Here is a 12,669-nt window from a genome sequence, read left to right on the forward strand (position 1 = left end):
GAGAATCCTTACTTGGCGGCGGGAAGGGTGGGAACCGAGGCCTCAAGAGCCTTCTGCGTCAGCGAGCACGGGTCAGCGGTTCCGAACGCGAAGGCACCGAGGATCTGGCCGTCCTTCGTTCCCAGGTACATCCAGCAGTTCTCGGTTTGCGCCGGATCTGCCTTGTTCCCCTGGACAGTGGGGTGACCGGCGATGTTCAGTTCGCGGTAGTCGACGAAAGTGGCCTTGTTGTCGAAGTACCACTGGATCGGAACGTTGGACGGCCCGAGCGAGACGGTCGTGGCGCCATCCTCGGTCTTCCAGGTGCACTGCGGAGGCATGTCGGGGTCGATCGGGCTGGTTTCTTCTTCACCAGCGGGATTGAGACCCAGCGAGGTGGCCGCATCGCCCGGGAGGAGCTGGCACAGGTCGACGGCGGAGGCGTCCTTCGGATCGTTGATCGTCGGGCCTGCTTGGTGCTGGCTCTCGGGCGCTGGTGCCGGTTCGGGGGCTGATCCGCTCGAACAGGCGCTCATCGTGATCACCAACCCGGCGGCCGCACCCGCCAGCAAGGTTCGCTTAGGAATCGTCATCTCCGCCATCTTGCCGTGATCGAGGTTCACTGTTCGGTGCGGCGCACGCTGGAGGCCGCTGCGTCGTCGTTGCGCCTGTACTCGTCCAACGTTGCCTGGTACGCCTCGATCTTCTCGGTGAGCTTGGCGGTCATGTCCTTCACGATCAGCTGAAGGGAACCTTGCTCGCCCACGGCGCGTTCGTTGATCGCCTTGAACGCCGAAGAGGTGTAGTTGTCCTTGGCCGTCAGCTCACCAGCGAAGGCACCCGGAGCGGACCTGCCGATGCTCTGGACCATCGAGCGCGCGTTGTCCCTGATGTCTTCGAGCTTCTTGATGGCGCTCTCCAACCCAGCTGGCCGACCAGGTACCCGGCCACGGCGGTGTTCCCCCTACTTCAGGCTGATGTCTGACTTCCGGCCCATCCTCGGTGATCACCGGTGATGATCACAGCGTTTTGAACCGGCGCACATTATGAACGCGATCACCCTACTGAGCGATCACTTTCGCCCCACCCATCACCTGTATGTAGCAACGTCCCTTCACGCGACCGTGCACCCCGCAACCCCACCACCAGCCACAACCTCGACCCAGTCCCGGTGGGACGGCGTTAGTCGTCCGGGACGGGGTTTGGCGGGAGTTCTTATCCCTGGTCAAGGCAAGTTCCTGAGCAGTGGGAACGGGCCGGGCTCCCAGGGGAGTCCGGCCCGTTCTCGTCACGGGTCAGCGGTGGTTGGACTGGAGGGCTTCCTGCAGGACCGCTGGTTGGCCGTGGGTGGCCTGGGTGCCGACCTGGTCCGGGGTCGGCTGCGGGAGCGGTTCGCAGGTGGTGTCGGGGCCGTCGCCGTCCTGGCGGGGCGGGAGCGCGCCGGTGAGCAGGTAGTCGGCGATCTTGTCGTCCTCGCAGGCGTTTCCGCTCAGCGAGCCGGAGTGGGTGGTGCCGCCGGGAAGGCTGATGAGGCTCGCGTTCGGGAAGCGCTTGCGGGCTTCCAGGGCGCCCGGGAACGGGGTGGCCGCGTCGAGCTCCTCGCTGATGAGCAGGGCTCCCTCGACCTTGCTGCCGTCGACCTCGACGGGCTTGCCCGCCTTGGCGGGCCAGGTCAGGCACGGGGCGTTGTACCAGGCGTTGCCCCAGGTCTCGAAGGGTGCCTTCTCGTGGGTGGCCCAGTTGTCGGTGCGCCACTGCTCCCAGTCCGTCGGCCACTGCACGTCCGTGCACTGCACGCCGGTGTAGACCGCGTAGCCGTTGTCGTCGCCGGGGGCGTTGGTGTCGTCGTAGAGCGCCTTGGCCGGGGCCCAGTCGCCGTTGTTGACCCACGCGGAGAACGCCTGCGCGCGCTCCGGCCACACCGACGTCGAGTACCCGGCCTGCAGGAACAGGTCCGTCCACTCCGCCGAGCCGATCACGTCACCGGCCGGCTGCGCGTCGAGCTTCGCGAGCTGGTCGTAGTACTGCTTCTCCACGGCGTCCGCGGTGGTGCCCAGGTGGTAGGTCGCGTCGTTGCGGGCGACCCAGTCGAAGAAGATCTTGATGTTGCGGTCGAAGGCCACGTCCTGGTTCAGGTTCGCCTGGTACCAGACGTCGTTGACGTTGACCACGCCGTCCATCACCAGCCGCCGCATCCGCTCCGGGTGCAGGGTGCCGTAGACCTGCCCGAGGTAGGTGCCGTAGGAGAAGCCGTAGTAGTTGATCTGCTCCTGGCCCAGGGCCTTGCGGATGCTCTCCATGTCCTCGACCGAGTCGGTGGTCTTGAGGTGGTCGAGCAGCTTGCCCGCGTTGCCGCAGGCCTTCGCGTAGCCCTCGGCGCGGTCCAGCCAGGTCTTCTCCAGCTCGGCGTCGGGCACGTAGTGCGGCCTGTTGTAGCCGAAGTAGTTCGGATCGCAGGACAGCGCCGGTTCGCTGCTGCCCACACCGCGCGGGTCGAAGCCGATCCAGTCGTAGGCGGCACCGGCGTTCTTCGGCACCGCCGATCCGAGCACGCTCAGGTTCAGCCCGGAACCGCCGGGTCCACCCGGGTTGACCAGCATGACGCCCTGGTACTGGTCGGCGGGAACGGTCGCCTTGACGCGCGAGACGGCGAGTTTGATCTGCTCGCCCGCCGGGTCCGCGTAGTCCATCGGGACCGAGACCGTGCCGCACTCGGCGCCGGCCTTCTGCAGGGTCTCGCTGTCGCACGGGCCCCACTGGATCGGGGCCGGGGTGAATTCGGGCGCTGGTGCGGCCGACGCCGAGCCGACCGACGGCGATAAGCCGATCAGCAGCCCGAGCGCCAGCGCGGTGGTGGCGGCTTTTCTCACGATCGTCCTCGTCTGTCCGGGTTGTCGCCGGTGATGGCGATGCAGTGTGGACAGTTAACGAGGTCGGACGAGAAAGTGGCGCGACGTTGGCGAGAAATGGTCGCGCCGACCGCGTTTCGGTTCGGTTACCGGGCCAACCAGGGCGAGCGCTTGTCGCTGACCGGGCGGGTGCGGTCCTGGTGCAGCGGGGCGTCGGGCTCGTCGACGCGCAGCCGGACCAGGCCTTCGGTGATCGCGCGCATGATGCGGTCGCGGGCGCGCGCGGCGTCGCCGACGCGGTCGGCCGACAGGTCGGAGAGGTCCACCGGGGCGCCGAAGTGCACCCGCATCGTCGGCCTGCGCGCGATCGCCCGCAGCCACGAGGAGAAGAGGACCCACAGGTCGCGGGCGCTCTCCACGCGCACCATGCCGTAGCACATGGCCTCGTGCGCACCCCACTGGCTGACCGGGATGACCTTCGTGCCCGCCGCCAGCGCCATCCGGGCCACGCCGGTCTTGCCGCGCTCCGGCCACATGTTCGGCTCCAGCGTGATCCGCCCCTCCGGGTAGACCAGAACCGGGTTCGCGTCGTCGGCGAGCGCAGCGACGACCTTGTCCAGCGCCTCGGCCGCCGTCGCCTTGCCGCGATCGGCGCGCACGTGCCGTCCCGCGCGCATGATCGAACCGAGCACCGGCGTGTCGAACAGGCCACCCGTCGCGACGAAGCGCGGCGCGATCCGCCGATGCCGGCACGCGGCGATGAGCACCAGCGGGTCCAGGTTGCCGATGTGGTTGGCCGCCATCAGCATCGGCTGTCCGCGCAGGTCATCCGGCACGTCGCCGGTGACGACGAGCCGCCCGGTCAGCGCGATCACCGCGCGGTCCACGCGCATCAGCGCACGCCACGGCCTCGGGGTGGCGCGGAACAGCTTCTCGCGATCGCTCCGGTGTGTCGGCTCCGGGCCGTTGGGCAGGGCAACCATGATGGGTAAGAGTCTCACGACTCGTGCGTTCAGCGGGCGCAAACCCCCGTGGTTGTTGTGACGGGAGAGGCGGGTGCCGATACCGTGTGGGGCATGGCGAGCCGGACAACGAACGGGGGGCGGGGCTCGTCGCGCGGCAAGGCGGCGACGCAGCGTAGCGGCACCGCCGCGAAGCGTGGCAAGAGCACCGCGTCCGCCAAGACCAGTGGCGCGAAGAGCGGCGGGACCAAGGGCGGCGGGCAGAGCAAGCCGCGCGCCGGGTCGACGCACGCGCCCCGCAAGACGCCCGCGAAGCGCACCCCCGCCAAGAGCAGCAAGAAGACCCCGGCCACCCGGAAGCGGGGTGGCGGACTCGGCGGCGTGGTCCGCGCGGTCGGCAGAACGCACGAGCTCGACCCCGCGCACCGCCGCGACGGGATCGCGCTGATCTACCTCGCGCTGGCCGTCGTCGTGGCCGCCGGCGTGTGGTGGCAGGCCGGCGGGCCGGTCGGTCACTGGTTCGACTGGGCGCTGCGCTCGGTCATCGGCATCGGCGCGGTCGTGCTGCCCATCGTCCTGCTGATCACCTCGGTGATCCTGATGCGCACCGAGACCAGCCCCGAAGCCCGGCCGCGCGTGGTCATCGGGACCGTGCTGCTGGTGTTCGCCACGCTGGGAACCATCCACGTCCTCTCGGGTGCCCCGCTGGAGTCCGAAGCATGGCCCACCGCGGGCGGTGCGCTCGGATTCGTCGCCGGGGGCGCCCTGGCCTACGGCCTGACCGGCTACGTCGCCGTCCCCGTGCTGATCATCGCCGGGCTGTTCGGACTGCTCGTGCTCACCGGGTCGTCGGTGCGCGACGTGCTCGCCAAGATGCGCGGCGACGACTACGACGACGAGGACGGTTTCGAGCCCGCGCCCAGCAAGGCCGAGCTGGAGGGCGACCCGTCGACCGTCAAGCTGCGCCGCCCGTCCCGGCGCCGCCAGGCGGCGATGTCCGAGCAGGACGAGCAGCTCTCCCTCGACGACGTGCCCGAGGAACCCCCGGCCAAGCCCGCCAAGCCGAAGGCCGCCGAGGTCCCGGCCGCCAAGCCGGAGAAGCCCGAGAAGCCCGCGAAGACGAGCGACGCGCCGCTGATCAGCCGCGACGTCGAGGGCGACTACCAGCTGCCGCCGCTGGACGTGCTCACCGACGGCGACCCGCCGAAGAGCCGCAGCAAGGTCAACGACTCGATGATCGAGGCGATCACGGCCGTGCTGGAGCAGTTCAACATCGACGCGCAGGTCACCGGCTTCACCCGAGGCCCGACCGTCACCCGCTACGAGGTCGAGCTGGGCCCGGGCGTGAAGGTCGAGAAGATCACCGCGCTGACCAAGAACATCGCCTACGCCGCCGCGACCGACAACGTGCGGCTGCTGGCCCCGATCCCCGGCAAGTCCGCGGTGGGCATCGAGGTGCCCAACAGCGACCGGGAGATGGTGCGGCTCGGCGACGTGCTGCGGTCCTCGGAGGCGGCCAAGGACTCGCATCCGCTGGTCATGGGCCTGGGCAAGGACATCGAGGGCCACATGGTCACCGCGAACCTGTCCAAGATGCCGCACCTGCTGTGCGCGGGTTCGACCGGTTCCGGTAAGTCGAGCTTCGTCAACTCGATGCTGGTGTCGCTGCTGGCGCGGGCCACCCCGCAGGAGGTCAGGATGATCCTGATCGACCCGAAGATGGTGGAGCTGACGCCCTACGAGGGCATCCCGCACCTGATCACGCCCATCATCACCCAGCCGAAGAAGGCCGCCGCCGCGCTGGCCTGGCTGGTGGAGGAGATGGAGCAGCGCTACCAGGACATGCAGGCCAACCGGGTCCGGCACATCGACGACTTCAACGCCAAGGTGCGCTCCGGGGAGATCACCGCGCCGCTGGGCAGCGAGCGCGAGTACAAGCCCTACCCGTACATCCTGGCGATCGTCGACGAGCTCGCCGACCTGATGATGACCGCCCCGCGCGACGTCGAGGACGCGATCGTGCGGATCACCCAGAAGGCCCGCGCCGCCGGCATCCACCTGGTGCTGGCCACCCAGCGGCCCTCGGTGGACGTCGTCACCGGTCTGATCAAGACCAACGTGCCGTCGCGGCTGGCGTTCGCGACCTCGTCGCTGACCGACTCGCGGGTCATCCTGGACCAGCCGGGCGCCGAGAAGCTGATCGGCATGGGTGACGCGCTGTACCTGCCGATGGGCGCCTCGCGGCCGGTGCGCGTGCAGGGCTCGTTCGTCGCCGACGACGAGATCCACCGCATCGTCGCCTACACCAAGGACCAGGCCGAGCCGGACTACACCGACGGCGTCACCGCAGCGGGCAAGTCGGGCGACAAGAAGGAGATCGACTCCGACATCGGCGACGATCTCGACGTCCTGCTGCAGGCCGCGGAACTCGTCGTGACCAGCCAGTTCGGGTCGACCTCGATGTTGCAGCGCAAGCTGCGCGTGGGGTTCGCCAAGGCCGGTCGCCTGATGGACCTGCTCGAATCGCGCGGCGTCGTCGGCCCCTCGGAGGGGTCCAAGGCGCGCGACGTGCTGGTCAAGCCCGACGAGCTGGAGAACGCGCTCTACGCGATCCGCGGCGGGCCCTCGCCCGACGAGGAGGAGTGATCCCGGGCCCGCGGTGCGCACCGCGGGCCCGATTCTTCTCCGCACTTTTCACGTTTGTTCATCACCATTTGTTTCGCATTGTTTCCACTGCTCCGTTTGCGACCCGACAATTGCTCTGAACGGAATTCTCAGAGGGCTCGATTCAGAAGTTTTCTGCGATAACCTCTCCGCCGCTGACGGTTGATCCGCCTGCGGTTGAGGGGTATTGCGCATGGTCGTGCGAAAAGTTCGCGCTTTGTTGGTCGTGCTGTTCTCGGCGGCATTGGTCGCCGCCGGATTCCAGCAGATGGCGTTATCCGCGCCCGCTCCCGGAGACGTCGGGACGCAGGACGTGGAGAAGGGCGAGCTGCTCAGGGTCGGCGGGTCCAGCTACCCGAGGCTGCTGCGCCTGGAGCACTCCGGGGACGCCAACGGCCGCGTGCTGGCGAGCATGACGACCTACCGCGACAACGCCGGTTTCGCGACGATCCAGGAGAGCCGCGACGACGGCAAGACCTTCCAGCCGCTCGCCGAGATCCACGATCCCGCAGGTGAGGACACCAAGGGGATGTGCTGCTCGACGCTGTACGAGCTGCCGCAGCAGGTCGGCGACATGCCTGCCGGGACGCTGCTGTGGGCGGGCACGGCCGGTGTCGGTGCCGATGAGGAGGAGCGGCAGGCCAGCATCCGCGTGTGGCGCAGCGACGATCACGGCAAGACCTGGAGCTACCTCTCCGACATCGTGCGGGCCCCGGTCGGACCGGGTGTGTGGGAACCCGAGTTCACGGTTTCGGAGCAGGGTGATCTGGTCGCCTTCTATTCCGACGACGGCGACCCGAAGCACGATCAGAAACTGATGCAGGTGCGTTCTTCGGATGGTCGAAATTGGACCGATTCGAAGGAGATGCTGAAGAACGACGAGTTCCGGGTCCGCCCGGGAATGTCGGGAGTGCGCAAGCTGCCCGACGGCACCTACGTGATGGTGTACGAGGTCTGCAATTACGACCCGGTGCACACCTGCACGATCTGGATCCGCGAATCCTCCGACGGCTGGGACTGGGGCGACCCCTACGACCTCGGCACCGAGATCGTCTCCGACACCGGCGGCCAGCCGCTCGGCACGCCGACCATCGCGCTCGCGCCGGGGCCGAACCCGAACGGACGGCTGCTGCTGGGCTACCAGATGCTCGGCGGTGACGAGGGCGGCTGGGCTCCGGGCAACGGCAAGACCGTGATGGTCAACGACGATCCGGGGAAGCTCGACGGTCCGTGGAAGGAGATCCCGGCACCGGTGCAGATCAGCTACAACCAGGGCAGCGTCTGCCGGAACTTCAGCCCGACCCTGCTGCCGACCTCCGACGGCAAGTCCATGATCCACGTGACCACGGACTTCGAGCACTACATCGGCGGTCCCTGCGAGGCCTTCTACGGCGTCGGCCCGATCGACGAGTCCGGCACGGCGGCCACGGCCCAGACCGAAGCCCGTCCGATGGACACCCGAATCGGCCGCTGACCCGCGAGGTCACCCGGCGAAGAACGACCCCCACCTGGAGAGGTGGTCCTCCCACCGGGTGGGGGTCCTCCGCACCGCGACAGTTCTCATGAAAATCGCCCGCCGGAGAAAAGGAGAACATCCGTTTTGTCCGGGACAGTTTTCATGAAAACTGTCACCTGGTGATCACTGCTGAGCCCGGGCCTTGTCCGGCAGCTCGGCCATCTCCACGGCTTCGGCGAGCGAGGAGGCGGAGCCGCCGAACTGGCGGACCGCTTGGTAGTAGAGGTCCGCGGTGGCCTCGCAGGCGCCGTCGCCGTCGCAGGCCGAGTACATGTCGTCGCGGAAGTTGTCGTCGATCTTCAGCCGGTTGTCCTCGGAGAACCGCTCCTGCAGCTTGTAGTTGCGGTAGCCGAAGTCGTGCCGGTCGCAGCTCTCCTTGAACTCCCACCCGAACGGAGCGTCGGGGGAGTAGGAGCAGCCGTCGGAGGACCAGTCGAGCTGGTCGGCGTACGGCTGCTCGCCCCTGGTCTGGGTGAACTCGTCCAGCGAGTACTCGAACAGGTAGCTGTCGGTGGTCTTCTGCAGCTCCTCCGGCGTGAGGTCGGCGGCGAAGGCGGTACCGCCGCTCAGCAGCAGGGCTCCGGTGGCGGCCACGGCGGCGACGAGGCCGCGACGACGGGTGCGTTCCAAGGTGGTCTCCTCTGGGTGGAACGAATGACCACCGGTGTTTATAACCGTTCCCGGAGTGACCGGTGAGGAAGTTGCGAACTTACGAAGCGAACGGTTGATAAACGACCAGGAACGGAGGGCCGAACTCGCCTTGCTCGGCGGTGCCGGTGGCGGTGCAGGCTGAGTCCCGCACTTGAGGATTGAAGAAGGCCTGCTCAGCGGGACAGGTCGAGGAGCATGCGGGTGTTGCCGAGGGTGTTGGGCTTGATGTTGGCCAGGTCCAGGAACTCGGCGACGCCGGCGTCGACCGAGCGGCGCATCTCCTCGTAGACCTCGGGGCTGACCGGGGCGCCGTCGACGGTGCGGAATCCGTGGCGGCCGAAGAAGTCCGTCTCGAAGGTGAGCACGAACAGCCTGGTCAGACCCAGGTCGGTGGCCAGTCCGATGAGCCGCTGGACGATCCGGTGCCCGATGCCGCGGCCCTTGACCGCCGGGTCGATCGCCACGGTGCGGATCTCGGCGAGGTCCTCCCAGAGCACGTGCAGCGCGCCGCAGCCGACGACGCGCCCGCCGTCCTCGGCGACCCAGAACTCCTGGACGTCCTCGTAGAGGGTGACCAGCTCCTTCTCCAGGAGCACCTCGCCCGCGTAGGTGTCGACCAGCGCCTTGATGGTCGGGACGTCGGCGATCCGAGCCCGTCGAATCACTATCTCCGACGGCGCATAACCATTCATGCATCCATCGTAGCGCCGCGCCGGGGCCCCAGCGCGACCGTCACGCCAGTTGCAGCAGCATCCGGGTGTTGCCCAAGGTGTTCGGCTTGACGTGCGCCAGGTCCAGGAACTGCGCCACGCCCTCGTCGGGCGAGCGGCGGATCTCGGCGTAGACCTCCGGCGGGACCGGGGTGTCGGCGATCGGCCGGAATCCGTGGCGGCCGAAGAAGTCCGTCTCGAAGGTGAGCACGAAGATCCGCGACAGTCCCAGCTCGGCGGCGTGCTCGATCAACCGCTCCACGATCAGGTGCCCGACGCCGCGCCCCTTCTCCATCGGGTCGACGGCCACCGTGCGGATCTCGGCGAGGTCCTCCCACAGCACGTGCAGCGCGCCGCAGCCGATGATGCTCCCGCCGTCCTCGGCGACCACGAACTCCTGGATGTCCTCGTAGAGGGTCACGAGCTCCTTGCCGAGCACCACCTTGCCCGCGTAGTGGTCGACCAACGACTTGATCGCTCGCGCGTCGCGGACTCGGGCCGGTCGCACCTCGATGGCATTCACGTTAGGTAAGCCTAACCATCGCAACGGGAAGGTGGTCGTCCGGACGGCCGTAATCTCGGCCACCGCCCGGGCGCGTTTCCGGGTGGCAGGCTCGTTGCCGGAGGGCGACAGCAGGGACGTTAGGCTCGACCCATGTCAACCGAGCAGCAACACCACCGAGTCGCCATGGTCACGCTCGGTTGCGCGCGCAACGAGGTGGATTCCGAAGAGCTGGCGGGCAACCTGCACGGCCGCGGCTGGGATCTCGTGGATCCCGACGAGGCCGAAGTGGTCGTGGTCAACACCTGCGGCTTCGTCGAGTCCGCCAAGAAGGACTCCGTCGACACGCTGCTCGCCGCCTCCGACACCGGCGCGAAGGTCGTCGCCGTCGGCTGCATGGCCGAGCGCTACGGCGCCGAGCTCGCCGAGCAGATGCCCGAGGCCGACGCCGTCCTGGGCTTCGACCACTACGGCAACCTCGCCGACCGGCTCGACGACGTCCTCGCCGGCCGCGCGCTGGAATCCCACCAGCCGCAGGACCGGCGCAAGATGCTGCCGATCAGCCCGGTGTCCCGCCCGGCCGCCGCGGCCGAGGTCGCGGTGCCCGGTCACGGCTGGGTGCCTGCCGCGCGCGAGATCTCGCGGCGCCGGCTCGACGACTCGCCGGTCGCCGCGCTCAAGCTCGCCTCCGGCTGCGACCGCCGCTGCTCGTTCTGCGCGATCCCGTCCTTCCGCGGCTCCTTCCTCTCCCGCCCGCCGGAAGAGGTCCTGGGCGAAGGGGCCTGGCTGGCCAAGAACGGCGCCAAGGAGCTGTTCCTGGTCAGCGAGAACTCCACGTCCTACGGCAAGGACCTCTCCGACCAGCGCGCGCTGGTGACGCTGCTGCCGCAGCTGGCCGAGCTCGACGGCGTCGAGCGGGTCCGGGTGTCCTACCTGCAGCCCGCCGAGACCCGTCCCGACCTGGTGCGCACCATCGCCACCACGCCCGGTGTCGCGACCTACTTCGACCTGTCCTTCCAGCACTCCAGCGAGTCCGTGCTGCGCCGGATGCGCCGGTTCGGTTCCACCGAGTCGTTCCTGCAGCTCATCGAGCAGATCCGGGAGCTGGCGCCGGAGGCGGGCATCCGCAGCAACTTCATCGTCGGCTTCCCCGGTGAGACCGAGGACGACTTCGCCGAGCTGCAGGAGTTCCTGACCGAGGCCCGGCTGGACGCCGTCGGCGTGTTCGGCTACTCCGACGAGGACGGCACCGAGGCCGAGGGCTTCGACGGCAAGCTCGACCAGGACGTGGTCGACGAGCGCGTCGAGCAGCTGACCGCCCTCGCCGACGAGCTCATCGCGCAGCGCGCCGAGGACCGGATCGGCACCGAGGTCACCGTCCTCGTCGAGCGCTTCGACGAGGACGACGTGATCGGCCGCGCCGACCACCAGGGGCCCGAGGTCGACGGCGAGTGCCTGATCGTCGACACCGACGACCTGGCCGTCGGCGAGCTGGTGCGCTGCGAGGTCATCGACAGCGACGGCGTGGACCTCGTGGTGCGTCCCGTGGAGAAGTCCGGGGAGCAGCCATGACGGCCGAAGGGCAGGCACCGCAGGTCCCCGTCCTCAACATCGCCAACGTGCTGACCATGTCCCGGCTGCTGCTGGTGCCGGTGTTCCTGGTCGCGCTGTTCTGGGCCGACGGCCACGACACCGTGTGGCGCTGGATCGCCACCGGCGTGTTCGTCCTGGCCTCGGTCACCGACCGCGTCGACGGCGAGGTGGCGCGCAGGCGCGGGCTGGTCACCGACTTCGGCAAGATCGCCGACCCGATCGCGGACAAGGCGCTCACCGGTGCCGCGCTGGTCGGGCTGAGCATGCTCGGCGACCTGTGGTGGTGGGCCACCTGGGTGATCATCGTCCGCGAGCTGGGCGTGACGCTGCTGCGGTTCTGGGTGATCCGGCACGGCGTCATCGCGGCCAGCCACGGCGGCAAGATCAAGACATTGCTGCAGGCCATCGCCATCGGGCTCTACCTGATGCCGCTGGGCTCCTGGGCCGACATCCCGCGCTGGGTCGTGCTCGGTGCCGCCCTCATCGCCACCGTGGTGACCGGTCTGGACTACGTGATCCGGGCGCTGCGGATGCGCGCGGCCGGGGGCGCGCGATGATCCTCGACGCGCTGGGCCTGCCGTTCTCGCAGGTCGCGGGGCTGATCGACGCCCTGCGGGCGCGCGGTGAGACCGTCGCGACAGCCGAGTCGCTGACCGCCGGGCTGGTCTCGGCGGCGCTGACCGAGGTGCCCGGGTCGAGCGCGGTGGTGCGCGGCGGCCTGGTCGTCTACGCCACCGACCTCAAGGACCGGCTCGCCGGGGTCGATCCTGAGCTGCTCGCCGAGCACGGTGCGGTCCACCCGGACGTGGCGTCCCAACTCGCCGTCGGCGCGTCGGGTCGCTGCGGCGCGGACTGGGGCGTCGGGCTGACCGGCGTCGCCGGGCCCGATCCGCAGGACGGAGTCGCACCCGGCACCGTTCACCTGGGGTTCTCCGGGCCGCGAGGTGTTGAGGTGCGCACCGAGGTGCTCGGCGGTGATCGTCACGCGGTGCGTGCGGCGGCCGTTCGGGTGGCTCTGGAACACTTCGCCGGGATGCTGCGTTGAACAATTTGCAAGGGGCCCGTCATGTGTCCGGCTGCGCTGTGCGCTGCGTGAACATGGCCCAGCGAGGACTAGTCCGATCGATCATGAACCGTTCGCCCTGGGCGGACTTCCGCTCGATCGTTCTCGTTCCGGCCCATCGATGAGTAACGTAGGGGGCGTTCACGCGTAGTGCACGCGGAAGGCGACGAAGGAAGGGAG

Annotated in this window: 12 protein-coding genes; 5 read left to right on the forward strand and 7 right to left on the reverse strand. The window is 68.8% G+C overall.

Annotation, left to right across the window (positions count from 1 at the left end; genetic code table 11):
* Window positions 1-8: 8 nt before the first annotated feature.
* From REH65_RS23555 to REH65_RS23570, 4 genes are all read right to left on the reverse strand, one after another.
* Window positions 9-572 (reverse strand): DUF3558 family protein, encoded by a 564-nt coding sequence (locus REH65_RS23555; RefSeq protein WP_406689116.1) that lies wholly within the window; start codon window positions 570-572, stop codon window positions 9-11.
* A gap of 26 nt (window positions 573-598) precedes the next feature.
* The gene (locus REH65_RS23560; protein WP_406689117.1) at window positions 599-901 is read right to left on the reverse strand and encodes a hypothetical protein; all 303 of its coding nucleotides are present in this window, start codon (window positions 899-901) and stop codon (window positions 599-601) included.
* 373 nt (window positions 902-1,274) lie between these two features.
* Complete coding sequence (locus REH65_RS23565) at window positions 1,275-2,849, reverse strand: alpha/beta hydrolase (protein WP_406689118.1); 1,575 nt, start codon at window positions 2,847-2,849, stop codon at window positions 1,275-1,277.
* A gap of 125 nt (window positions 2,850-2,974) precedes the next feature.
* Window positions 2,975-3,721 (reverse strand): lysophospholipid acyltransferase family protein, encoded by a 747-nt coding sequence (locus REH65_RS23570; RefSeq protein WP_406693224.1) that lies wholly within the window; start codon window positions 3,719-3,721, stop codon window positions 2,975-2,977.
* Between the two features lie 183 nt (window positions 3,722-3,904).
* Here REH65_RS23570 and REH65_RS23575 point away from each other — a divergent pair, with 183 nt between their 5' ends.
* Together REH65_RS23575 and REH65_RS23580 are read left to right on the forward strand one after the other, a co-directional pair.
* On the forward strand, window positions 3,905-6,436 hold the full coding sequence (locus REH65_RS23575) for a DNA translocase FtsK 4TM domain-containing protein (protein WP_406689119.1): 2,532 nt from the start codon (window positions 3,905-3,907) through the stop codon (window positions 6,434-6,436).
* A gap of 244 nt (window positions 6,437-6,680) precedes the next feature.
* Window positions 6,681-7,928 (forward strand): sialidase family protein, encoded by a 1,248-nt coding sequence (locus tag REH65_RS23580; protein WP_406693225.1) that lies wholly within the window; start codon window positions 6,681-6,683, stop codon window positions 7,926-7,928.
* Between the two features lie 165 nt (window positions 7,929-8,093).
* Here REH65_RS23580 and REH65_RS23585 read toward each other — a convergent pair whose 3' ends face one another.
* From REH65_RS23585 to REH65_RS23595, 3 genes are all read right to left on the reverse strand, one after another.
* Complete coding sequence (locus tag REH65_RS23585) at window positions 8,094-8,600, reverse strand: phospholipase (RefSeq protein WP_281454760.1); 507 nt, start codon at window positions 8,598-8,600, stop codon at window positions 8,094-8,096.
* Between the two features lie 194 nt (window positions 8,601-8,794).
* Entirely contained in the window at window positions 8,795-9,313 is a 519-nt protein-coding gene (locus tag REH65_RS23590; protein ID WP_406689120.1) for an amino-acid N-acetyltransferase, read from the reverse strand.
* A 40-nt stretch (window positions 9,314-9,353) separates the two neighbouring features.
* Window positions 9,354-9,854 carry an amino-acid N-acetyltransferase gene (locus REH65_RS23595; RefSeq protein ID WP_281454758.1) on the reverse strand — a complete coding sequence of 167 codons (501 nt, stop codon included), beginning with the start codon at window positions 9,852-9,854 and terminating at the stop codon, window positions 9,354-9,356.
* A gap of 132 nt (window positions 9,855-9,986) precedes the next feature.
* Between REH65_RS23595 and rimO the strand changes: the two genes are divergently transcribed.
* From rimO to REH65_RS23610, 3 genes are read left to right on the forward strand one after another with little or no spacing between them, the layout of a single operon-like run.
* Window positions 9,987-11,405 carry a 30S ribosomal protein S12 methylthiotransferase RimO gene (rimO, locus tag REH65_RS23600; RefSeq protein WP_281454757.1) on the forward strand — a complete coding sequence of 473 codons (1,419 nt, stop codon included), beginning with the start codon at window positions 9,987-9,989 and terminating at the stop codon, window positions 11,403-11,405.
* Entirely contained in the window at window positions 11,402-11,983 is a 582-nt protein-coding gene (pgsA, locus tag REH65_RS23605) for a CDP-diacylglycerol--glycerol-3-phosphate 3-phosphatidyltransferase (protein WP_406689121.1), read from the forward strand. Before rimO ends, pgsA begins: the two co-directional genes overlap by 4 nt.
* Entirely contained in the window at window positions 11,980-12,471 is a 492-nt protein-coding gene (locus REH65_RS23610) for a CinA family protein (protein ID WP_406689122.1), read from the forward strand. Before pgsA ends, REH65_RS23610 begins: the two co-directional genes overlap by 4 nt.
* The last annotated feature ends 198 nt before the right edge of the window (window positions 12,472-12,669 follow it).

Origin of the sequence: Saccharopolyspora sp. ID03-671, from assembly GCF_045278815.1 — a bacterium.
Lineage (GTDB): Bacteria > Actinomycetota > Actinomycetes > Mycobacteriales > Pseudonocardiaceae > Saccharopolyspora > Saccharopolyspora ipomoeae.